Here is a 22,158-nt window from a genome sequence, read left to right on the forward strand (position 1 = left end):
AAACTCCCTTAAATATTTTTAAAATTAGTATAAATACCGTTAAATATTTTACCTTGTATAGAATACCATCTATCACTCGAATACCGTCAAGAAGTTTTGTTCAAATGTAAAAAATAGAATTTATTATTAATTTTAATTGGATTCTGATAGGCAAAAACTGTAAGCCTGTCACCTCCACCGCCCTGAAAAATTGAAGGATTGCAAGTTAATGCGGTGTCAGGCCCGTCCCGCCACTCCCCATGTTTCATTTCACATTCGGGGTGAAATACTGTATACAAAGATAAACCTGAAAGGATGAGATAAATGCTGGAGATAAAAGGTGAAAACAAGGGTGAGATTTTGGAAGTGACGACTGAGGGAACAGCGACACAGGATGACTTACAAAAATTTGAAAAGGCCTTAAAGGCTAAAAAACTTCAAGAAGAACCTATTAACATCCTGTTTATTTTCAAGGATATTGATGGTAACACGCCAAAAGCACTTTTGGAAGGCTGGAAAATCGCAACCCATCTGAAAAGCATCAAGAAAAGTGCTATTGTCGCAGATGAATCGTTTGTAGGCCTGAACGACAAAATAGAGAAACTTATACCGGGTGTGGAAATAAACCAGTATCCGTTGGAAGAACTGGAAGCAGCGAGAGAATGGCTTTCGTGAAGAAGGCAAAAGCGGAAACGCCCGTTTAGCGACGTACAAACTGCGCCTGTGCATCACAGGTGGGTCGGCGTTGCTGCGCATCGCGGTGGGGTTAGCCGATCCTCCCCACTAGCCCCAATGAGATAAAGGAAACATGCCCCTGCATCAGGGGTATGCCGACGTTGGCCGGCAAGGCCGTTCTTAGTCGGCCTTCCTTTATCAAGCGAACCGATGTGGACTTATCATAGCGGAGGAGTGTGAAGTTTGCCGGGCGCTGGAGCTGGACGTGACTGACAAGGCTGCCAGTTATCCACGGCGCTTTCAAACTATAATTTCCTAGACCATGAAAAAAGACTACCCCGTTTACATGAAGTGGGTAGTCTTTTTGAAAACTTATTTCGTTGGTAAATCCTCGATGCTGTCGATATCCATATATTCTGGTACAACTAACCCTTGCTGAGCCCCCTCTAAATTCGGACCCAAATCGACAATCTCGTCTTTATATTCTTCATAATAGGAAGCTGCACCCACAGGGAGCCAGGCAATTAGCATACCATCAACATCACCACTGGAAAGGGCCTCAAATGCGATCCCCATATCAACCATCGTCAACTTGACATTGTAACCCAATTCCTCAAGAACAAGGGCAACGACATTCGTTGATGCGGTTTCGGTATCCCAATTAACATAAGCCAGCTCAATCGTCTCACCTTCAACCGGTTCAATACTTTCCATCCAAGCGTCAACTCTATCCCGATTGTTTTCAATCCATTCCGCAGCTGCTTCGCGTGGTTCCACATCGTCTGCTCTAAATTTCCCCATAACCTCATTCATGTCAGCTACTTCCCAGTGAAAATTATCCAACAACTGGTAAGCAGGCCCCTTTTCATCTTCCAGGCCTTTTCTGACCATCGTATGTATATTTTCAGAGGCTCCCATAGTTTCTTTTGGATCCTCCAAAAACTTCAAATCATAATCTTTAAATGCCCAGTGCGGCTGCCAAAGGGTAACGACAATCGGTTCTTCATTTTCAATAGCACGTTTTAATTCCGATAACATGCCTGCTTCTGAACTTGTCGTCAGTTCCAAATCCAAGTTGTAGCCGTCAACTGTTTTCTGGGCGATGTCCATGGTTCCTGACCCCGGCTCAATTCCAACAATTTCCTCAATATCCGCTGCATCATTGCTTTCTTCCGCGCTGTCTACGCTGGATTTTTCCTGACAACCCACCAACATGACGACAATACTAATACTTATAAGTGTAACCCATTTTTTTGATAATGCTAGCATACTGTTTACTATCAACCTTTCTGGATTAAGATTTTCATTAATTTCTTGGTATTGAACTTTGTCAAATCGTGCGTTTAATCATTAGAAAAACTCGGCATTCGCCTCGTCTTATAGCGAGTGCCGAAGTTTTTCTTATAAGGTCAACCATAATTTATACTTTCTGACGTTGAAATAGATAACCATAAAATTTTCAATTATCCTATGTGTTGTTCATAACGGATTTCTGCGGCACTTTTTTCAATGCGATCGTTTCATCTGCCAAGGCCTCTGGATCGATAACTTTTTGCTGTTTAATCATCCGTCTTACGGGTAAGGCATTTTTCGGCTGGTTCGCAATAAATGCTGCTTGGACGCGATTCTGGTCATCCAGGTAAAAATTTGTAAATGCATGTGATTCCAGCGATCCCCGCAGGACGGTTTTGGACCATTGCTTGGCATGCCCGAAATATTGGAAGCGGCTGCCATGCTGGTCTGACCAAAAATACGGTGTATACGTATAGGGAGTTGAGCGAGGTTGCAGCATGTTTTGGGCAACTGTCCTGGCATGGTTGACGGCATGATCCCAATGTTCCACACGGATGGGCGTGCCGCGATACGGCCATAACGTACAATCCCCTGCAGCATAAATGTCCGGAATCGATGTCTCACCAAATTCATTCACAGCATAGCCGCCTTCTGCCTCTAACTGCGGATGCGACACCACCGTGTTTGGTGTGGCACCGACACCTATCATAACCGCTTGACATGGAAGACGCCGCCCTTCAGCTGTTATGGCTTCCTCAACGGTTGACTCCCCGTTGAACTGCACAACTGAATCATTGAGAATTACATTGACACCATGACGATCGTGTAAATTTAATAAAGAAGCAGATATGTCTCGGCCAACGACTGCTTCCATGGGGTACGAAGACCGCTCCACAATCGTCACGTCGATGCCCAGTTTCCTCAATGACGAAGCTAGTTCAGCACCAATAAAACCAGCTCCAATAATCACAACCTCGTTCACATGCTGCATATGTTGTTTCATAGCGACGGCATCTGCCATTCGCCGTAAGTAAAAAATGCCTTGAAGGTCATCGCCCGCAATCGACAAGGTGCGCAATTTGGATCCTGTTGCGAGCAGAAGTTTCTCCCAGTCATAAGAAGAACCATCTTTGGCCGTGATGGTTTTCCGAACGGGATCGATGTCGTTCACCTCGACACCCAGCTTCAATTCTATGTCTAACTTTCCATAAATCTCAGGGTCGCGTAATAACATGCTTGCTTCATCCGTATCGTCGGTTAGCCACTCTTTTGACAAGGGCGGACGATCGTAAGGCATTTGCCTGTCGCGGTCCATCAGCACAACCCGGCCTTGATAGCCTTCCGCTCGCAGGCTCTCGGCGGCATGCACCCCTGCAATGCCCGCTCCGGCAATCACCATTGTGTTTTCTGCAGCCACCCTATCATCCCCTTTCCTTGCTCACCCAAACGGATCCGTCAGCTTCGATTGCTTTGTAGACTTGGAGCGGGGCTTCCGCCGGTCCTTCCAGCACCGAACCATCACGGATATCAAAGCAGGCAAAATGCAGCGGGCACGTCAGGCACGTGCCATCCAATTCCCCGTCAACCAACTCAGCATGCGCGTGCGAACATATTCCCTGCACGGCATACACGTTTGCTTCGCCCCGGCCGACAACAATCGTCTCCGTTCCTATTTCACACTCAAAAAGATCATCTTCTTCAAGTTCAGAGCTTGAACACACATACATATAAGCGTCATTCAACACGGGATCTATCCCCTCTGATTGTGGCATGGCTATCCCCCTCGCAATTGATTTTTCATTTCACTTGTCTCTGTTTGCAACGCAGCAACTTTCTACACTAAAACCAGTTGACCGGTTCAGGCTTCAGGTTTTGAAAAATATGCTTCGTTTCCTGATATTCTTCCAGTCCCGTTTTGCCAAGCTCACGACCGATTCCGGACTGTTTATAGCCGCCCCAAGGTGCGTGTGGGAAGTATAGGTTCACGTCGTTGATCCAGACAGTGCCCATCCGCATTTTTCGGACACAGCGCTCAGCCTTGGCAATATCATTGGTAAAAACACCGCCCGAAAGACCGTAAATGGAATCATTAGCAAGTCGGACAGCTTCTTCCTCACGCGCGAACGATTCCACCGTAATCACCGGGCCGAAACCTTCATCCTGCACAACACGCATGTCTGTCGTGCAATTGGTCAATACAGTCGGCAAATAGAAAAAGCCATTTTGCAGCTCCGGATCATGAGGTTGATCACCACCGATAGCAACTGTTGCGCCTTCTTTTTTGCCGTTTTCAACATAATCGACCACTTTACTTAAATGTTCTTTGGAAATGAGCGGGCCCATTTGGGTTGATGCATCAAACCCACTGCCAAGCTTGATGTTTTTCACGCGATTGACGAGCGCATTGACAAAATCATCATGAATGCTCTCTTCAACCAGCAGACGGGTGCCCGCTGAACAAATTTGTCCGGCATGGAAAAATACAGCATTCATCGCCTGGTCGACAGCTGTTTCAAATTCAGCATCGGCAAAAACAATATTCGGATTCTTACCACCCAGTTCCAACGCCAAATTCTTTACATTGGAGCTGGCAGCCTGCATGATTTTTTTGCCGGTGTGGATGCCGCCTGTAAAGGAAATCAGATCGACATCTTGATTCCCGGAAAGCTCTGCGCCAACGCTGTCACCGGAACCGAGCACAAGATTGACAACACCTGCCGGAACGCCGGCTTCTTCCATTAACTCAAAAGTTTTCACCGATGTAAGCGGCGTAATTTCACTCGGCTTCATCACGAGTGTATTCCCCGCCGCCAGGGCCGGTGCCAATTTCCATGATGCCTGCAAGAGTGGATAGTTCCACGGCGTAATCTGACCGCAGACGCCGACAGGTTCATGAACCACTCTGCTGGTGGAATGGGGGATAGGCGACTCGATGATCTCCCCGCCATCCTTATCCGCCATTTCCGCAAAGTAGCGGAAAACCCCGGCGATATCATTCATGTCCCCAAGGCTTTCTTCGACTGTTTTACCCGTGTCGAGTGACTCAAGCTCAGCTAATTCTTGCTGGTCCCGTTCGATCAGATTGGCAATCTGATGGACCATCTTACCACGTTCGGCAGCAGGGATTGCAGCCCATTCCTTGTAATCGAAAGCCTCCCGGGCGGCTGCAATCGCGCGTTTCGCATCCTGTTCATTTCCTTCAGCTGCCGTTGCAATGACTTCCTGATTGTAAGGGTTGATAATATCCCTTGTTTCGCCGGAACTGGCTTCCACCCATTCGCCATTGATCAACATCTTTTTCATTGCGTTCACCTCATGCATCCTCTGGCAGATTTATTTGTGTACGACCACATAGTCATCCTCGATGGTTACTTTAAAACTGCGTAACTTTTTGTCAGGCTCAGCCAGCATGCAACCGTCATTTTTAATGTCATATTCAAGCCCATGCCACGGACAACGAAGGATTTCACCTTCTTTAATATATTCATAGTTACCATGAACATCCGTCCGTTTGGTATCACCAACTAAAGCACCTTCTGAAAGCGGAGCGCCCTGGTGCAGACAACGATTGGCATACGCGTAGAATTCCCCGTCTTTCGTGCGGCAAACAACAATCGGAATCTTCCCTAATGACGCACTTTTCATCTTGCCGGGCTCAATATCTTCTTTTTTTAATACAACTTCTTTCATCATGTCACACTCCCTTGTTTTTGGGGCAATTTTGGATAGGACGCCCGCGCATTTTCGGAATAGACTTTTTCCGCCAGCGCTTCATCCAATTTAGGAAGTGCCTCCAATGGGGAATCATAATCCCAATGCGGATAATCCGTTGCAAAACAGACCATATCCTCCGACCCCATTTGATCAATATACTGCATAAATTCTTTCTGGTTCATCTCTTCCACAGGCTGTGTTGTGAACCGAACGTGCTCCCGCATAATGTCACTCGGCATCCGCTTCACCCAAGGAATCTCATGACGAAGTTCCTTGTACTGCTGATCCATCTTTTTCATTAAATGCGGGGCATGCGTGAACCCACCCTCAATCATAATCAGGTGTAAGCCAGGGAATTTATCAAAAACGCCATTAAACACCATATTGGAAACTTCAATCATATGCGCGGTCGGCAGCATCGTATGCCACTCGATGAAGTAACGCGGCCATTCCCCGAAATGGGTAGGTGGTTCATTATGATGCATCCCAATGGATAAATGATAACGCTCGGCTGCTTCATAAATGGGATGGTAAAATGGATCCCCCCACGGCGTCTTATCAATCGGCAGCAGGATTTGCACCATTTTCGGATGAGAACCGACCCGTTCGATCTCACGTACTGCTTGCTGGGGATCCTGCGCCGCAATGTGGACCGAGCCGTATAAACGGTCATCCTTTTCCAGCCAATTCTCAATTTGCCAATCGTTATAAGCACTTGCCAAGGCTGTGGCCATTTCGTACCAACCATGCATGGACGACGGTGACGGGTCTAGAGCACCGGTTAAAATACCGTATTCATGCCCTTCCGCGTCGAGTAATTGTTGTTGCATAAAACTGAGATCCGTGCCTGCAGCACCCCCATCTGGTGTGACAGCATCCGCCCGATCGACACCCGCGACCGTTGGCTGTGTGTAAGGCATATGTTTTTCCTGCATCCAATGATTATCTGTTATATATCGTTTCCATGGATGATCTAAGTATGGGACAAGATCCGCGTAGGTTGCCCTTTCATGGACGTCGGTGTCAATGATACGACGTTGTTTCTGCTTCTTGCCAGCAGACTTTTGCGACATCTGAAACCCTCCTGTTTAATTCTTAACGACTGATGAAATCAACTTGATCAATCCATGCGCATGAACTACATATAGTCTACAAAAGCTCCTAATGACTGACAAATCCGATTTCATCAACTGAGTGGCTTCAGTGAAGCTCAGTGAACCTCAGTGACGTTCAGTGAACAATTAACGCCAAAATTGTATGCCAAAATAGTGAAAATTGCTTTTCTAATACGTTTGAACATTATGAATCTATTCGAGGGGAGGGTTCAATGCCAATAAAATCAGGCAATAAAAAAAGCCACCAGTTTCGTCACACCGGCAACTTTTTTTAATAAAACGCGAGGAGGAGACTTCATGAAAGGATATAATTTTTACAAGTTTCCTCCATTAGTCGCTATTACCGTCCGATACCAATCAAAACTCTTTTTCTTCACCCGTCGCAAATCCTTTTCATCCGTTTCATCCCGGTCCACGTAAATAAAACCATACCGTTTTTGATAGCCATTCAGCCAGCTAAGCAGATCGGTAAATGACCAGGTACAATATCCAATCAGATCGACACCATCCGTAATCGCAGCCTGTAACTGTTCAATATGTTGGCGAATATAATCAATCCGGTAGTCATCCTGAACAACATTATTTTTTTCAAGTTTATCAAAAGCTCCCAGGCCATTTTCCGTCACCATGACCGGAAGCCTGTAGCGACTCGTGATACGCCGCAAGCCAATCCTTAATCCGATGGGGTCAATTTCCCAATCCCAATCCGTTGTTTCAAGCGTATTGTTCCTTTTTCGCTTAAATAACCCGGCTATGCCACTTTCTTTAAATTGACCTTTTTTGCCATCATGATTTTCCTTACTCGATTGAAATACATCATTCAGCGGGCTTTCCGCGAATGTACCCGTCTGATAATAATTCACACCTAAAAAATCCGGTTTTCCTGATTTGAGCAGTGCAGTGTCCCCTTCTTCCAATGTTGGCGATAATCCGCGTTGTTCAAGGTACTTCCAAATTGTTTTTGGATACTCCCCATCACAATAAACATCAAGCCACCAACCATTCAAATATTCCTCCGCATTCTCGGCAGCCAAAACGTCTCCCGGGTCATTGGAATAAGGGTAAGCAGGCCCATAGGCAAAACTGGGACCTATTTTGCCATCAGGAACAATTTCCCTGAACGAAGCAATTGCTTTGGCATTAGCCAGATTCGCAATATGATTGGCTTCATACATCCGCTTGCGGTCGGTAACCCCTGGTGGATGCTTGGCTTCTTCATACCCTAAACGGATAAAAACATTTTGTTCATTCAACGTGACCCAATATTTTACCTTATCCTTAAACCGTTCGAATAAGGTCACACAATAACGGTTGAAATCCTCAATGATTTGACGGGATTCCCAACCGCCATACTGATCCTGCAGCGCCTGAGGAAGATCCCAATGATATAGCGTCACGATAGGCTCAATCTCATGACCCAGCAGCTCATCGATCAGGCGCTCGTAAAATTGGATTCCCTGTTCATTTAACGCGCCATTACCATCCGGAAAAATACGACTCCACGCAATGGAAAAACGATACGCCTTCAATCCCATTTCCGCCATCAACGCAACATCTTCTTTGTAATGGTGGTAGTGATCAACCGCGACGTCACCATTAGTACCCTTGAATGTGTTTCCCGGAATCCTGGTAAAATGATCCCAGACAGAAGGACCTTTCCCTTCTTCGTTCCACCCTCCTTCAATTTGATAAGCCGCTGATGCGGACCCCCATAAAAAGTTATTTGGAAACGCATCATTATGTTTATGATCCATTTCTTATCAGCTCCACTCCACATTTTCTGTTTATCGTATTAGTTTGAAACCGGCGAGATATTGCGCATATAACCAAACACGGCTCCCAATAAGTTGGCATGCTGCCGGAATTCGCACGTCTCAACATTTGGCTTAACCGTTGAGCCTGGCAACCCACTGAGAATATCTTCAAGTTTTGAATTGATATTAGCAATCAAATCATCCCGCGCGCTAATACCGCCACCTATTAATATCACTTCCGGGTCATACATATACTGCAGATTATATATTCCCAATGCCAGTGATCGATAGAAATCAGAAATCGCCTGCTGGCATACTTTATCTCCCTTCTCCGCGTTAATGAAAATGGCCTCACCCGTCAACTCAACTGTACTGTATTGTTTTCGCAGAGCTACCTGATTAATTAACGCGCCCGTAGCACCGGTATCACTAAGTGTTTTATATCCGGACGGGGAATCTGCGGGGATTAACATATAACCGAATTCACCACCGTGCAAATTCGCTCCCTTATGCACCGTGCCGTTTTTAATCAGGGCTCCACCCACACCAGTACCAATAACCAGGATAAGCGCATCTTTATTTCCTTGTGCCTTGCCTTTCCAAATCTCCGCATAACCGACACAATTCGCATCATTTTCCATAAATACCGGAAGCCCGGTCCGATCCTCAATCTGCTGTTTAATATTTGGCCCATGAAGATACGGCAACGCACTAGTTCCATTAATCTCCCCGCTTTCCGAGACAGCACCCGGACAACTGACTGCGACTCCCCTTACTTCACAATGCGTTTCACGAAGCCGGTCAATTGCATCCAGCAGTCCTTCCAAAGTTTCCGGTGTTTTTGTTTTATTCAGTTTAGAAATGGATGCCGCTTCATTAACAATTCCTGATTTGATAAAGGTTCCACCAATATCAATAGCCAAATACCCATTCATCATGCTTCCACTCCATATCCTCTTCAATTTCCTGATGCTTTTCTATTTACCTCAAACATTCCCACCACCCGAAGCAGGTACTCAATTAATCAAATGAACATGACTCACGTACAATCAACTCCGGATCCACCTTAATCGAATTAGGCTGTGCCACGTCATTAATCAGATCGTGCAGCATTTGCGCACCCATTTTCCCCATTTTTTCTTTGTCCTGTCTCACGGAAGCAAGTGCCGGAACACTATAGACGCACGCCTCAATATCATCACAACCAACCAGTTTTATATCATCAGGCACAGCATAATGGTGTTCTTTCAATGCCCTTAAAGCTCCAAAAGCCATTTTGTCGGACACTGCGTATACCGCTTCCGGCAGCGTTTCACTGTCTAAGATATGTTTCATCGCTTCATAACCGCTGTCTTCAAAATAATCCCCGTATTGCACCCAACCGTCCCGGATCTTCATACCAAAAGAATCCATGTAATACTGAAAACTTTCTCTGCGGATCCTGGAGATGAAGGAATCTCTTGGGCCACCTATAAACGCCACTTCCCGTATCTGATGCAAATACAAATGTGTGACAACTGATTCAGAAACTTTGCGGTTATCGGTTGTTATATAGCTTGAATTTTGGCCGCTCAATTCTAAGTCAATCCCAACGCAAGGCACATCACTACGATCCAGCTCCGCAACAGCCTCTTCAATTTGATCACCTGCAATAATCAGGCATCCATCCAATTGAAAATGGTTGCACCTGGACAAGTAATCTTCTTCCCCGTTACGAAATTGATTATTGGAGAAAATCAGGATGTCATAACCGAGTTTTCCTACGTCATTTTTAAAAGCATTCACCACTTCGTTGAAAACCGGATGATTCATTTCCGCATTGATATCCCCAGCAAAGATTAACCCTATTAAATTTGACTTTTTAGTTGCCAGAGACTTAGCTGAAAACGTTGGCTGATAACCCGTCTCCTCAATAATTTGATTGACTCTATTCTTCGTTTGTAAGCTGAGATTCCCCGAACCATTCATCACTTTCGAAACAGTTCCCGGGGAAACATTGGCCATCTTTGCGATATCTTTGATTGTAAGTTTCAATTATTTTCCCTCAAGTCTTCTCTTTATTTCACGGAACCTTCCGTAATACTCGAGATAAACAGCTTATTGAACATCAGGAACACAATCACCAGTGGAATGGTTGCCCAGAACACACCAGACAAAAGCATTCCGAAGTCCACATTACTTGTAGTGTTCATCGAAGAAAGTGCTACCTGTATTGTATACATATCGGGGTCGCGAAGAACAGTAAATTGCCATAAAAATTCCCCCCATGTTGCCGTGAATACAATAATTCCTAACGTTGCAAAGGCCGGCAATATAATGGGCAAAACGATACTGCAGAATATACGGAAATTGGAACAGCCATCCAGTTTTGCCGCCTCGATTAATTCATCCGATACGGACTGGGAAATATATTGCCGCATCAAAAAGATTCCCAGCGGATTTAAGAAAAATATCACCATAGCGCCTATTAGTGTATCCAACAAGCCAAACTCTGCGACCAAAAAGTATTGTGGAATCAGCCCCAACTGTGGAGGGATCACCATCGTCAGTAATATAGCCACGAAAAGGACGTTTTTTCCCGGAAACTTGAACTTCGCAAAGGCAAACCCCGCTAACGAACTAATCAGTAACACGACCAGCGTTACAACGAGACAAAGAATCAGTGTATTCAGCATCGCGCCGAAAAACGGTATTTTATCCAATACCTTTTGGAAATTTTCCACCAATTGTGTTCCCGGTGTCATCGTCGGCGGCATCGAATTATAAGCGGCACTCGGCCTTGTGGCCATGACGAACATCCAATAAAATGGAAAAAGCGATAAGAAAGAAGCGATGATCAGAAAGACATATACAAAAAATCGCCCGGCTTTGACTTTTCTCATGTTCTCATCCCCTTTTTCCTTTTTCGGATTCCTGATGACAAATAGGTGTTAACGGCGGATGCAATCACGATAATGGCTAATAAGATGACCGCCGTTGCCGAGCCCGTTCCAAACGACTGCAAACTGAAAGCATCGCGATATAAATACATGACAACGGTCATTGCTTCCGTCCGACTGAATGCGGAAGATCCAAGGAATACAGTCGGTTCAGTAAACAGCTGCAATGCGCCAACCGTTGAAAAGAAAACGGTTAAAATAATAAACGGCTTTAATAACGGAATCGTTATATAGCGTAATTGCTGGAAAACATTCGCCCCATCAATCCTGGCTGCTTCATACAGATCTTTCGGAATACTTTGCAGACCCGCCAGATAAATGATGGTATTATAACCAATCCAGCGCCAAAAGACCATAATTGAAATCGCAATTTTGGCACCCCATTCACTCGTTTTCCAATTGACCGGATCTATGCCGAATAATTGAAGGGTGTAATTAGCCAAAGCTGTTTCATTACTGCTGAAAAATACACCAAATACCAATGCCACCGCTACCATGGACGTAATATACGGCAGAAATATCATGGCGCGAAAGGTATTTCTGAATTTCAAAAAGGCCTGATTCAGGATGAATGCTAAAATAATCCCGACAATAATCTGTGGAGCCGTCCCTAAAATGCCCATGATAATCGTATTATAGAGCGACTTCCAAAATGTTGGATCCTGCAAAACAACACTAAAATTCTGTAACCCAACGAACTCCATTTCCCCAAGTCCATTCCATTTCTGAAACGCCAAAAAAATACTGAAAATAGCAGGATAAAGTCCAATAATCGCGAAAATAATGAAGAAAGGTGAAATATACAAATAGGCACTAATTTTATCTTTTGTTTCCTCGGAGCGGTACTTCCGACTACGTTTCAACCCCATCTTACTCCCCTTTCTTTCTGAAACACCCATTGATATGGCGTTAATCACCATATCAATGGATGACTGATACAATCTAAAGACAGCTAAGAAATATGCTGCCGTCAAGCACCACGCATGCTGCGAGCTATTATCGCTTGCTTACATCTTTCATCCGCTGCACTGCCGCTTCCCACTCTTTATCGGGATCAGCACCATCATAAACATTCTGCAAAGCATTCAATACTTCGTCCTGCGTTGGTATATATTTACTCCCTTTATAGACGAAGCTTATATCCGTAGCTGCATCAGCAAAATATTGTGATGTCTTTTGTCCGCCGAAATAATCATCCTCAATTTCTTTAAATTCTTCCCTATCGTATACTTCCGGCGTTGATGGGAAAAGACCTGCATCACTCTTGAAAGAATTCAGCTGATTGTCCGGTGATGTCAGCCATTTGACAAACTTATAAGCTTCTTCCTTATCATCTGTTTCTCCGGGGATCGTGATGTAGGAACCGCCCCAATTGCCCGCAAATTCTTCAGGCAGTTTTGCAACACGGAATTGGTCCTCTGCATCTGGGGCATTATCACTCATCCAGCCTTTCAGCCATGCTGCCCCCATTTCAATGGCGAAATCCCCGCCGTTTACTGCATCTCCCCATTCTGGGCTCCACATTTCATAGGACCCGACCAGACCATGTTCATTAAATTCAACCGCCAAATCATACGCTTCTTTAACTGCATTTCCTTCTTCTTCCACCAACAGATTGCCTTCTTCATCATAATAGCTCTCTGTTGCGCCATCGATTACCGCACGATAGACCATTTCCATACTGTCCACAAGCGGTTTTCCTGTTTCTTCTTTGATCGTTTCACCAGCCTGGATCAAATCATTTTTGGACCCGATCATATTCTGTACTTCATCCGGGTTTGTCGGAAGGCCGGATTTTTCAAATAAATCAGTACGGTAAAACATCACTTTCGGCCCAATATCCGTTGGCAAACCAAAAAGGAAATCGTTTTCATTATTTTCACCGATTTGCCATTTCCAGTCCAAATAGTTACCTTGAATCTCCTCCGCACCGAGTTCATATAAGTTCACAAATCGATCCTGTGCTTCTTTGAACCGGTCCAACTGATCAATTTCCACCATTGCCAAGTCCGGTGCCCCTGTACCTGCTGACAAAGCAGTGAATAAGCTATTGTGATGATCAGCATTTTCCGACGTCTTGACTTCTACGGTCACGCCCGGATTTTCTTTTTCATATTCTTTTGCCAGTTCTTCATAGTTTGTTGCACCGAAAGTCCAAAATTTCAACGTCACGTCTTCACTATCACCCTCGGAACTTGCTTCCTCATCTCCGCATGCTGCCAGTGTAGAAGCAACAGCAAGCACCATAATAAACATAAGCAGCCACTTGCTTTTTCTCATGAAACGTCCCCTCCTGTAAATGCTTTTATGTTTTGCATAAACTGCCATCTGTCATATCCAATTAAATAAACAGTCTATCAACCCCCGTATACTTCTTATAATCATAAGCCCTGACAGATTCAAGGAAACCGTTTTCCTTTAACGGTATATTAAAAGGCCTCCATTTTTAAAGGAAACCGCTTTCTTATGTCATTATATGATTGTTATCTATGAAAATCAATACTTTTTCGAAATAATTTTATGTAAATCAAGAAATCGGTTTCTCTTTAGGGCAGACAGCGGACTATTTGTTATAATTGCTTGTCAATACAAAGAAAGGGCAGCAGTGTTAAACCACAGCCCATACATATAATATAATTCGACAAAATCCGGGAGGTGACAGGCTCCTGCATTATGTTCCTTGACCTTCGTCCGTTCAAAATAGAAATCATCTTTGTATCTTAACAGTTCTTTTTGGTTCGGGATGTAGAATGGCTTGCCCTGGCGTTTTGCCAATTCCTGTTCGAATTCTTCAAATTCCATGATGGCCTGATTTACAAAATAGTCTCCATGGAATTCAACAAAGTTTTTGGTAAGTTCATCCGCATAATTGTTTACCTCGTCATCGACATCCGCTGCTCCAACGTTTCCATCGTTTTGCATATTGTATATCTCAACAACTTTCTCTTTGGCAACCAAGCCATATAAATTTGTAAGGGCAATGATATAATCCACCAGCATCGTCATAAATTCCACCTCTTTCGTTCGCTCCGTGTAACCTCCATATTAACATGTTGAAGGAGATATAGAAATGAAGCAGACTGCCAGCTCATCTCCTGACAGAATTTTGACTTTCAAAAAATTGTCTGGTAGTCTAATATCCTATCATATTACTTGGGTTTAAAGGGGGGCAATGCTTATGGCTAATCACCACGAAAAAACATCCGGATCGAACAAAATTTTGTTTCGCATATTGGATGGGATTGAATGGGTGGGTAATAAACTGCCATCACCATTGTTACTGTTTGCACTACTGGCGCTCATTGTTATTTTGTCATCAGCACTTTTTTCCGGTGTTTCGGTGACCAATCCTACATCCGGTGAAGTTATCACGGTGAATAATCTGTTAACGATTGATGGTTTGCAGTATATTTTCCAAAATGCTGTGGATAACTTCATTGGATTTGCCCCGCTTGGTGCGGTTCTTGTAACGATGCTCGGGATCGGACTTGCAGAACAAACCGGACTTGTGCAGGCAGCACTTAAAGGCACTGTATTCTCGTTTCCAGGCAAACTGTTAACGGCTGCCCTTGTGTTTGCCGGCGTAATGTCCAGTATTGCGGTGAATGCTGGTTATATTGTTTTGCCGCCGCTTGGTGCCGCTCTGTTTCTTGGATTAGGGAGACACCCGTTGGCTGGGTTAACGGCAGCATTTGCCGGGGTATCCGGCGGGTTTGGTGCCAATCTGTTCTTAACATCAACAGATGCCATTCTTGCCGAACTTACCGCAGAAGCTGCTGCAACCATTGACCCCGCTTATGCGGATACAATTGCTGTATCCATGAACTGGTTTTTTGCTATGGTATCAGTCGTACTCGTGACAGCAGTCGGTACATGGGTAACTACTAGGATTGTTGAACCGCGTCTTGGAAATTACGAAGGAAACGGTACAGAAGAGGACATTGAAACATTAGCAGTCCAGGAAAAAAAAGGAATGCGTTACGCTGGTGTAGGCTTCCTGATCACTGCCGCTGTTATGGCTTACCTGTCTATAGGTCCACTCAGAGGGGATGAAAAATATCTTGAATCACCATTTTTTGATTCGCTCGTGTTTGTCATTTTCATATTATTTTTTGTTCCGGGTCTGATTTACGGCATAACCACAAAAGTCATTCAAAATGACAAGGATCTGACTCAGTTTCTCGGTAAGACAATGGCCAGCATGAGTGGTTATATTGCACTGGCATTTACAGCTGGTCAGTTCATAGCCTACTTCGGGGAAACGAACATGGGAACAGTGATTGCTATCAAAGGTGCGGCGTTTTTGAACAATACAGGATTTGACGGGTTCGGACTAATCCTTGTATTTATTCTCATTACAATGGGAATCAACTTTTTTATTGGAAGTTCATCAGCCAAATGGGTTATTCTGGCTCCAGTCTTCGTACCCATCATGATGAATCTTGGGTACTCACCGGAATTTACGACCGTCATTTACCGCCTCTCGGATTCGGTAACCAATATCATTACGCCGCTTCTCCTGTACTTCCCGATGATTATTGCGTTTGCACAGCGATATGATAAATCAATTGGGATTGGCACATTAATCTCTATGATGCTTCCGTATTCCGTGGCATTGTTAATCAGCTGGGTTATCCTGCTGTTTATCTGGATACTACTCGGAATCCCAGTCGGACCAGGAGCGGAAATCTACTATTAAATTGATTAGAACCGATAGCTTTCCGCACGAATTTGGGCCACAAATGGATAAAGGGAAATCTTTTTGCGGTGCTCTTGGCACAACAAAAAGTGACAGTCACCTAACCAAGGCATCACTACAACTTAAAGCCTAAGCCCCTCGCCAAATGTTCAGAGGAAGAAGCTCAAGAAGCCAGATATAGGGCACCTTTACGATAGTATCCACAGGTTAGTGGTCAAATTAAAAGTTTTTAGCCCATTTTGAGTAAACATCTTTTCAGATAAACACCCTTTGAGAAACCATATAAAGCATGCCCGCATAACAGGTATCCAAAATCTGTAAGCACAACAAAACAATCGACATGACAATAGTTATTGCAAATGCAACCGGGATCGCTTTTTCTGCAGGTCGCCAAGCTCAACTCCGGCCAGACCGATTAACAATTAACAAGAAAATCAAGCTTATCCGTGGACTAACCGGTAAATCAACTGTCTTTGCCTATAATTGCCGCACGGACTATTGTGATGGGATCTATACCAAACGATTCAGCAGATGCACTAAACACCGGGAGAATACCAAAATAATATAATCCAACAAAATCCGGGAAGTGACAGGTACGTAAACCATTCAGTCCAACTCGGAAATTCTGTTTCTGAACTCCTTCAGAATATTATTTTCAGTATATCCCTCGGAAATAATGTCTTCTAGGATTTCTTCAGCGATTAAAAAAGATTTGTTTGGGTTCGTTTTATATTGTCGCTTGGAGCGGTTGGTACGTAACCTTCGAATGAGTGTCTCGTTTTCTTTATGTAGCTTTTGCTGATTGTTTGACGGTCCGACTTTTGCCAGGGGCAAATTAAGAGGCTTTCTTTTCGGTTCATTCACCTTTTGTCACCACCTAATTTTGATTCTTATATTAGCTTTATGTGACAGAGGGAATTCTATGCGACAAAGGAAATTTTAATAAAAAAGCGCCCATTAATGTAAGTAGTTCACTTACCGTGGAGAAAACCAAAAATATAAAAGCAAATAACACATCAAAAAACATAGAATTTGGTGTGTTATTTTTTGTTGATATATCAACGATTCGGATGTTTTAACAGACTAAATCACATATGAATTCGCAAGTGAATTAGTCTGTTGACAATAAATATTGTCAGACGTTCAAATACACTGTTAAAATGCGCTCCAAATGGAATGTTAAAACCATTGCAAATTCAAGGTAAATTTAATCGCTATTTTACTGAATCTGAAATTTTCCATTTTTTGTATGGTGAATTCATTTGTTATACTATAGAATAAAGGAAAGATGGATCTCAAAAGTAATGGAAAATAGCATAGAATTAAAGCAAATCACTTTTCAACAATCGAGGCCATATTGTCGAATTAGGTTTATTGTTTTGAAGGGTTTTAAATACAATAATTTCGGTATTAACATTAAAAATAATGAGGTGAAAGGAATGGTAAGAAGGAGACGTATAGCCTTCCTAAAATAGGTGTATGTGATATTAGTTTTAGGAAGGCTATTTTAATTAAGAGGAGATGCATTAACAATGAAACAAAATAAATATGATAATTCAAATTTCTTTTCTTCGTATGAACAAATGCCACGTTCTGTTAAAGGATTTGAAGGTGCTGGAGAATGGCATATATTAAGAGAACTAATGCCAGATTTAAAAGATAAAAATGTACTTGATTTAGGTTGTGGTTTTGGTTGGCATTGTCGATACGCACGTGAGCAGCAAGCAAGTTCTGTCGTGGGTGTAGATATATCCGAAAATATGATTCAAAGAGCTCGCGAAATAACAAGTGATCCCTTAATTTCATACGTCAAAGCACCAATCGAAGACTTTGCTTTTTCAGAATCCCAATTTGACGTAGTAATCAGTTCGCTTGCTTTTCACTACATTGAGCCGTTTAAATCAATTTGTGAAAAAGTTTATGATTCTCTAAGGTTTGCGGGAAGCTTTGTTTTTTCTGTTGAGCATCCAATTTTCACTTCACGAAAAGAACAAGATTGGTACTATGACGAACACGGGAATCGCCTGCATTGGCCAGTTGATAATTATCAAACAGAAGGAGTGCGTGAAGCATTATTTCTAAATGAAAATATTATAAAATACCATCGTACAATTTCAACATATTTGAATGACTTAATTGATGCCGGTTTTATTATTAATGCAGTTAAAGAATCGTTTCCTTCTGATGAAATGTTAAAAAATGATCCCCAAATGGAAGATGAAAATCGGAGGCCGATGTTTTTAATGATCTCAGCAAGCAAATAATGAAGAACCAATCTTCCGTTATAGGGCGCAGTTGTTGAAGATATATTGTGCCTGAATCGGGCCAGGTTATTGTATATATGACTTAACAGAAAGGGGGCGAAAATGGAAATGACTGATGGAGGATTTTTTCTTTTATCTTTTGTACCTTTAATCTTTTACTTGGCAATTATTGTATTTGGAATTTATTTTGTGATTAAGGTAATCAAGTTTATGAACGTTAAAACAAGGTTGGATATGGAGAGAAATGAAAAGATTGGTGAATTAATTAAAGTTATAAAACGGGGAAATGGGGCTGAATAGTTTTCCACAATCGGGCGCCATTCCGGTGCGAAACGTTCCAAGTTCAAAGGGAGAATGGTTACATTTCTCTGGTAAAGGCTAGGCAATTTCCCTTTGGGGAATTGAAGGATTATATCGAAGAATCAAATGAAGAGGTAACGCTTGGAAGGGTTCTCTCTTAGTCGATTAGCACTTGATTTAGTAAGAAAGACAGTGTTAAAAGCTCGGTGAAAAGGCGTAAGAATTTACCGTAACAGTGCAGTTTAGCTGACGAAAGTCTACCCGCGGGGGTGGTGTAAATCATGATGCTTGAGTTGAATGAATATGGTGAGAATGCAATACAACCTATAATAAAAGGTTACGCTGACAAACTTCTGAAGGTACGGGTCTAAACGCGCAATACATAGAAACTGTGTATATCACCAAATGTGAGGTTAGCAGTGGTTGAGTAAGAATCGGAATTATGAAAGCCCACGATATGTTACAGGCATATAAACGGCTAACAGGCTTACAGGAAGCACCTAAGTTCATTCTATAATAGATATAATTCAACGTTGTAAGCTGATAACGTGGAGGGCTTACTCTTTATGAAGCGTCGATAAGGAAAACAATAATGAGAATAGTTATTGTATAACTTATCTTTATATCAGTGAAAGTGGTGGCACAGTACCAATGAAATGTCTAATCAACATAGAGGAATAGCCACTAGACTAATGAAGAATCATTCAACCATGTATGGCAGTACTTTATCGATTAACAAGGTTCTTGTATGACTAATAGAGGTTCAACTCCGAAGGGAGTCACCGACTTGTTGAAACGGAAGAAACTGAGACACAACGAGTATTATAATATGCAACATCGTTTTGATAACTTATACGCTCAAAGTGTCGATGGTCAAAATTTCTATGACATAGAATTGAGTGAATTGGACTAGTTGGAACGCCGTATGAGGTGAAAGCCTCACGTGCGGTGTGGGCGAGGGGAAAAGGGAGCGATAACTTCAAGCCCTTACCTATTCGTATGAATAAATTTGTTCATTAGTCAGGCTATATTGTTATATAAAAGGTGGGGAATGACAGTGCAAAATAAATTACGAAAGTCTTCAACAGACAAGGCTATATCTGGTGTGTGTGGTGGTATTGCTAAGTATTTCGGTATTTCATCTCTCGGAGTAAGAATACTTTTTATGATTTTACCAGCTAATCTGCTTATTTACATAATCCTTGCAAATACAATTCCCGATAGTCCACCGTCATTGTAAGGGTGAGTATTACATTAACGGGCCGATTGTGGAATAATAAAAATAAAGAAACAGCTAAGGCCATATTGAACTGAGTTGTTTTATTTTTATGTCAAAAATAGCACCACAAAGTAATGATTTTTAATACGTTATTTTCCTGGTTAATTACCCTGTTAATAACAGTACAAAAACGTTGATATTTCATATGATAATCATACTGATATTCCTAATTTTCTCCACAGTAAGTGAACTTCTTACCATTAATAGACACTCTCTTTTTCACGCCATCCGTAAGCTCTTCGTTTACCTAAAATTCTCCTGTTTTCTTCTCGCAGTCTCCTTTGGCTATGGTTCTCTCCTACATGAGCAATTGGGATATTCAAACGCCTTCTTGGTGGTTCACCCTTTTGAATCACAGGCTTTTTATTATTCTCCTTCATGTTCAACACCACCTTCGTAATGATATGGTTTCTCAACAGCTAAAACATAAGTCATCAAAAGTATATTAATGATATTACCGTCTATGTTTTGAATTTCGATGTCTTCTATTTCGGTGGTTACTTTCGCTATATAGCTTTTTTCCAATACAAATATGGGAAGCAACATTAGATTGTCTTTTGGTGAAAAGTAAGTTTTACCTGTATCCAGAATTCTTTCTACTTTTGATTTTGGTCGTTGGATGGATTCCAGTAGTTCATCCTTCGTCTTTTCCGTATGATATGGTAAAACATCTATAAACAACGATTCTTTTTCCCCAAACTCATTAAGGAAGTTGTCTAATTCATTAATATACTCTTCCTCATCCCTAGTATAACGCATGTACTCATACGAATTCAATACAAGCTCCATGTTCTCGACTTTTCCGCTTGCCGAGATCCAATAATTCTCTGTTCTTTCGATTTGCTCACCCGGTATTTGTAATTCATTTCCACCTAGTTTTGAAACATAAATGCTTAAAAAAATCAGTGAATCAACAACAATGAAACCAATTAACACTACTAAATAATTTTGCCAGCTCGTAAACAGACTATTGGGATTTCCAGTTAAGTATACCAATGCTCCTAAAACATACAACAAGTACCATGTTTTACGGATTGTGTCTTTATCTTTTACCGCTTCCCTATTTCTCCAATAGACAAAAATATAAAAAGATAATAGAGCGAAGATAACCCACATCCCCACAATAAAGAATTTCTCCACATGTTCCTCCTCCCCTGGAAATTCAGATTTTCTTGAACCATAGTTGTTTCTTCTGATTCACTTTTATTAATAGTAAAGCGCTCTGTAGAATTCAGCAGTCTGTTTGACTCACATCCGACACAGTCTATAGGTAAACAAAAGCCACAAAAGACGCATTACCACAGTATTTTTCGCGGATTGCATCGATACAGCTTGTTTAGTTGGCTACCAGGTAGTCCCCCGAGGTAATCTGGTGCCCAGCAAATTAAGGATTGACGTCGTTCACATGTTAACTCTGTCCTCTGAAGGGAGTCTCCTTTTTTAATAATTTATGAAATGCAATAAAATGAAGCGAAGTAATAGAGGTTCTTTGGGGGACAGAAAGATTATCTATATCACCTAATTCGACAAAACAATCCAACATCCTGCAAAACAATAAATAATTTTTTGAGAACACAAAACTTACTAATTCGGGGAGTAACAGGCACCTAAACTATCGTATCAAAATACTTCAAAACCAATGGGCTGTCCTGAAATTCATTTTCTTTCCATAGATTTTGAAGAAATACTTCTGAAATCGCTTGTTGTCTCCTATTACTCTTAACAAAGGCTTCAACCGCCGTGACACTCTCTAATATATCTGTTATTTGCTTAGCCACTTTTTTGGTATAATAGGTTTGTGTTTCCTCAGACAATGATTTTACAGCTTCTATCCTTTCCATTAAATCGCTTAATTTAGATTCCACAAATTCGACCCATGAGGTTACTTTTTCATCATCCCCTGCCAGTACTTGCGCCGCAGACAACCGATCTCGCATTTCTGCTGCAAAAATTTGTTCCACATGATATTTTTCAATAAGCCGCAATACTTCCAGGGCGAGTATATTTTCTGTTCCTTCCCTGTATATGGCAAAATAAAAGTACATAATTCGGCAGCCTAAAAGTACACAACTGCCGTTTATAAAAAAAGAGCCTTGCCAGTCATCCCTAAATCTAATAACCTCCTACATGTAAGTTCCAAAAACATG

At 42.3% G+C, this 22,158-nt stretch carries 22 protein-coding genes; 5 read left to right on the forward strand and 17 right to left on the reverse strand.

Annotated features, from left to right (window positions below):
- Nucleotides 1-303 precede the first annotated feature (303 nt).
- Nucleotides 304-654 carry a SpoIIAA family protein gene (locus E4U82_RS08335; protein ID WP_135109741.1) on the forward strand — a complete coding sequence of 117 codons (351 nt, stop codon included), beginning with the start codon at nt 304-306 and terminating at the stop codon, nt 652-654.
- 372 nt (nt 655-1,026) lie between these two features.
- Here E4U82_RS08335 and E4U82_RS08340 read toward each other — a convergent pair whose 3' ends face one another.
- The 13 genes from E4U82_RS08340 to E4U82_RS20130 form a co-directional block, all read right to left on the reverse strand.
- Nucleotides 1,027-1,923, reverse strand: coding sequence for a glycine betaine ABC transporter substrate-binding protein (locus E4U82_RS08340; protein ID WP_135109742.1), 897 nt, complete (start codon nt 1,921-1,923; stop codon nt 1,027-1,029).
- Nucleotides 1,924-2,122: 199 nt separating this feature from the next.
- A complete protein-coding gene (locus E4U82_RS08345) occupies nt 2,123-3,364 on the reverse strand; it encodes an NAD(P)/FAD-dependent oxidoreductase (protein WP_135109743.1) in 1,242 nt (413 codons plus the stop codon).
- A 4-nt stretch (nt 3,365-3,368) separates the two neighbouring features.
- Nucleotides 3,369-3,719 (reverse strand): Rieske (2Fe-2S) protein, encoded by a 351-nt coding sequence (locus E4U82_RS08350; RefSeq protein ID WP_135109744.1) that lies wholly within the window; start codon nt 3,717-3,719, stop codon nt 3,369-3,371.
- 67 nt (nt 3,720-3,786) lie between these two features.
- Nucleotides 3,787-5,250, reverse strand: coding sequence for a betaine-aldehyde dehydrogenase (betB, locus tag E4U82_RS08355; protein WP_135109745.1), 1,464 nt, complete (start codon nt 5,248-5,250; stop codon nt 3,787-3,789).
- 30 nt (nt 5,251-5,280) lie between these two features.
- Complete coding sequence (locus tag E4U82_RS08360) at nt 5,281-5,637, reverse strand: Rieske (2Fe-2S) protein (protein ID WP_135109746.1); 357 nt, start codon at nt 5,635-5,637, stop codon at nt 5,281-5,283.
- Nucleotides 5,637-6,734 carry an amidohydrolase family protein gene (locus tag E4U82_RS08365; protein ID WP_135109747.1) on the reverse strand — a complete coding sequence of 366 codons (1,098 nt, stop codon included), beginning with the start codon at nt 6,732-6,734 and terminating at the stop codon, nt 5,637-5,639. The genes E4U82_RS08360 and E4U82_RS08365 overlap by 1 nt, the downstream gene beginning before the upstream one ends.
- A gap of 356 nt (nt 6,735-7,090) precedes the next feature.
- Nucleotides 7,091-8,530 (reverse strand): glycoside hydrolase family 1 protein, encoded by a 1,440-nt coding sequence (locus E4U82_RS08370; protein ID WP_135109748.1) that lies wholly within the window; start codon nt 8,528-8,530, stop codon nt 7,091-7,093.
- 38 nt (nt 8,531-8,568) lie between these two features.
- On the reverse strand, nt 8,569-9,468 hold the full coding sequence (locus tag E4U82_RS08375) for an ROK family protein (protein ID WP_135109749.1): 900 nt from the start codon (nt 9,466-9,468) through the stop codon (nt 8,569-8,571).
- 82 nt (nt 9,469-9,550) lie between these two features.
- Nucleotides 9,551-10,564: a LacI family DNA-binding transcriptional regulator gene (locus tag E4U82_RS08380; protein ID WP_135109750.1), complete on the reverse strand. Its 1,014-nt coding sequence runs from the start codon at nt 10,562-10,564 to the stop codon at nt 9,551-9,553.
- A gap of 23 nt (nt 10,565-10,587) precedes the next feature.
- Nucleotides 10,588-11,412: a carbohydrate ABC transporter permease gene (locus tag E4U82_RS08385; RefSeq protein ID WP_135109751.1), complete on the reverse strand. Its 825-nt coding sequence runs from the start codon at nt 11,410-11,412 to the stop codon at nt 10,588-10,590.
- Complete coding sequence (locus E4U82_RS08390) at nt 11,409-12,338, reverse strand: carbohydrate ABC transporter permease (protein WP_135109763.1); 930 nt, start codon at nt 12,336-12,338, stop codon at nt 11,409-11,411. Before E4U82_RS08390 ends, E4U82_RS08385 begins: the two co-directional genes overlap by 4 nt.
- 127 nt (nt 12,339-12,465) lie before the next feature.
- Complete coding sequence (locus E4U82_RS08395) at nt 12,466-13,749, reverse strand: ABC transporter substrate-binding protein (protein ID WP_135109752.1); 1,284 nt, start codon at nt 13,747-13,749, stop codon at nt 12,466-12,468.
- A gap of 303 nt (nt 13,750-14,052) precedes the next feature.
- Complete coding sequence (locus E4U82_RS20130; RefSeq protein ID WP_209300549.1) at nt 14,053-14,475, reverse strand: hypothetical protein; 423 nt, start codon at nt 14,473-14,475, stop codon at nt 14,053-14,055.
- A 172-nt stretch (nt 14,476-14,647) separates the two neighbouring features.
- Between E4U82_RS20130 and E4U82_RS08405 the strand changes: the two genes are divergently transcribed.
- Nucleotides 14,648-16,168: an AbgT family transporter gene (locus E4U82_RS08405; protein ID WP_135109753.1), complete on the forward strand. Its 1,521-nt coding sequence runs from the start codon at nt 14,648-14,650 to the stop codon at nt 16,166-16,168.
- 606 nt (nt 16,169-16,774) lie between these two features.
- Here E4U82_RS08405 and E4U82_RS08410 read toward each other — a convergent pair.
- Complete coding sequence (locus E4U82_RS08410) at nt 16,775-17,032, reverse strand: hypothetical protein (protein ID WP_135109754.1); 258 nt, start codon at nt 17,030-17,032, stop codon at nt 16,775-16,777.
- Between the two features lie 668 nt (nt 17,033-17,700).
- On the opposite strand from E4U82_RS08410, the gene E4U82_RS08415 reads away from it, so the two are divergent.
- From E4U82_RS08415 to E4U82_RS08430, 3 genes are all read left to right on the forward strand, one after another.
- Nucleotides 17,701-18,432, forward strand: coding sequence for a class I SAM-dependent methyltransferase (locus tag E4U82_RS08415; RefSeq protein WP_135109755.1), 732 nt, complete (start codon nt 17,701-17,703; stop codon nt 18,430-18,432).
- 102 nt (nt 18,433-18,534) lie between these two features.
- Complete coding sequence (locus E4U82_RS08420) at nt 18,535-18,732, forward strand: hypothetical protein (RefSeq protein WP_135109756.1); 198 nt, start codon at nt 18,535-18,537, stop codon at nt 18,730-18,732.
- A gap of 1,051 nt (nt 18,733-19,783) precedes the next feature.
- Nucleotides 19,784-19,972: a PspC domain-containing protein gene (locus E4U82_RS08430; protein WP_425339514.1), complete on the forward strand. Its 189-nt coding sequence runs from the start codon at nt 19,784-19,786 to the stop codon at nt 19,970-19,972.
- Between the two features lie 239 nt (nt 19,973-20,211).
- Here the strand turns inward: E4U82_RS08430 and E4U82_RS08435 are convergent, their stop codons facing one another.
- From E4U82_RS08435 to E4U82_RS08445, 3 genes are all read right to left on the reverse strand, one after another.
- Nucleotides 20,212-20,391 carry a hypothetical protein gene (locus E4U82_RS08435; RefSeq protein WP_135109758.1) on the reverse strand — a complete coding sequence of 60 codons (180 nt, stop codon included), beginning with the start codon at nt 20,389-20,391 and terminating at the stop codon, nt 20,212-20,214.
- Nucleotides 20,378-21,151, reverse strand: coding sequence for a type II toxin-antitoxin system SpoIISA family toxin (locus E4U82_RS08440; RefSeq protein WP_167751363.1), 774 nt, complete (start codon nt 21,149-21,151; stop codon nt 20,378-20,380). The genes E4U82_RS08435 and E4U82_RS08440 overlap by 14 nt, the downstream gene beginning before the upstream one ends.
- A gap of 467 nt (nt 21,152-21,618) precedes the next feature.
- Nucleotides 21,619-22,056 (reverse strand): hypothetical protein, encoded by a 438-nt coding sequence (locus tag E4U82_RS08445; RefSeq protein WP_135109760.1) that lies wholly within the window; start codon nt 22,054-22,056, stop codon nt 21,619-21,621.
- Nucleotides 22,057-22,158 lie beyond the last annotated feature (102 nt).

It is taken from the genome of Lentibacillus salicampi, assembly GCF_004565465.1.
Lineage (GTDB): Bacteria > Bacillota > Bacilli > Bacillales > Amphibacillaceae > Lentibacillus > Lentibacillus salicampi.

Coding starts and splice junctions, on each gene's coding strand:
- E4U82_RS08350 (WP_135109744.1), bottom strand. CDS start 3,719: ATGCCACAATCAGAGGGGATAGATCCCGTGTTGAATGACGCTTATATG.
- E4U82_RS08385 (WP_135109751.1), bottom strand. CDS start 11,412: ATGAGAAAAGTCAAAGCCGGGCGATTTTTTGTATATGTCTTTCTGATC.
- E4U82_RS08430 (WP_425339514.1), top strand. CDS start 19,784: ATGACAGTGCAAAATAAATTACGAAAGTCTTCAACAGACAAGGCTATA.
- E4U82_RS08435 (WP_135109758.1), bottom strand. CDS start 20,391: ATGAAGGAGAATAATAAAAAGCCTGTGATTCAAAAGGGTGAACCACCA.
- E4U82_RS08445 (WP_135109760.1), bottom strand. CDS start 22,056: ATGTACTTTTATTTTGCCATATACAGGGAAGGAACAGAAAATATACTC.
- betB (WP_135109745.1), bottom strand. CDS start 5,250: ATGAAAAAGATGTTGATCAATGGCGAATGGGTGGAAGCCAGTTCCGGC.
- E4U82_RS08370 (WP_135109748.1), bottom strand. CDS start 8,530: ATGGATCATAAACATAATGATGCGTTTCCAAATAACTTTTTATGGGGG.
- E4U82_RS08375 (WP_135109749.1), bottom strand. CDS start 9,468: ATGATGAATGGGTATTTGGCTATTGATATTGGTGGAACCTTTATCAAA.
- E4U82_RS08335 (WP_135109741.1), top strand. CDS start 304: ATGCTGGAGATAAAAGGTGAAAACAAGGGTGAGATTTTGGAAGTGACG.
- E4U82_RS08405 (WP_135109753.1), top strand. CDS start 14,648: ATGGCTAATCACCACGAAAAAACATCCGGATCGAACAAAATTTTGTTT.
- E4U82_RS08340 (WP_135109742.1), bottom strand. CDS start 1,923: ATGCTAGCATTATCAAAAAAATGGGTTACACTTATAAGTATTAGTATT.
- E4U82_RS08420 (WP_135109756.1), top strand. CDS start 18,535: ATGGAAATGACTGATGGAGGATTTTTTCTTTTATCTTTTGTACCTTTA.
- E4U82_RS08365 (WP_135109747.1), bottom strand. CDS start 6,734: ATGTCGCAAAAGTCTGCTGGCAAGAAGCAGAAACAACGTCGTATCATT.
- E4U82_RS08415 (WP_135109755.1), top strand. CDS start 17,701: ATGAAACAAAATAAATATGATAATTCAAATTTCTTTTCTTCGTATGAA.
- E4U82_RS08395 (WP_135109752.1), bottom strand. CDS start 13,749: ATGAGAAAAAGCAAGTGGCTGCTTATGTTTATTATGGTGCTTGCTGTT.
- E4U82_RS08390 (WP_135109763.1), bottom strand. CDS start 12,338: ATGGGGTTGAAACGTAGTCGGAAGTACCGCTCCGAGGAAACAAAAGAT.
- E4U82_RS20130 (WP_209300549.1), bottom strand. CDS start 14,475: ATGACGATGCTGGTGGATTATATCATTGCCCTTACAAATTTATATGGC.
- E4U82_RS08360 (WP_135109746.1), bottom strand. CDS start 5,637: ATGAAAGAAGTTGTATTAAAAAAAGAAGATATTGAGCCCGGCAAGATG.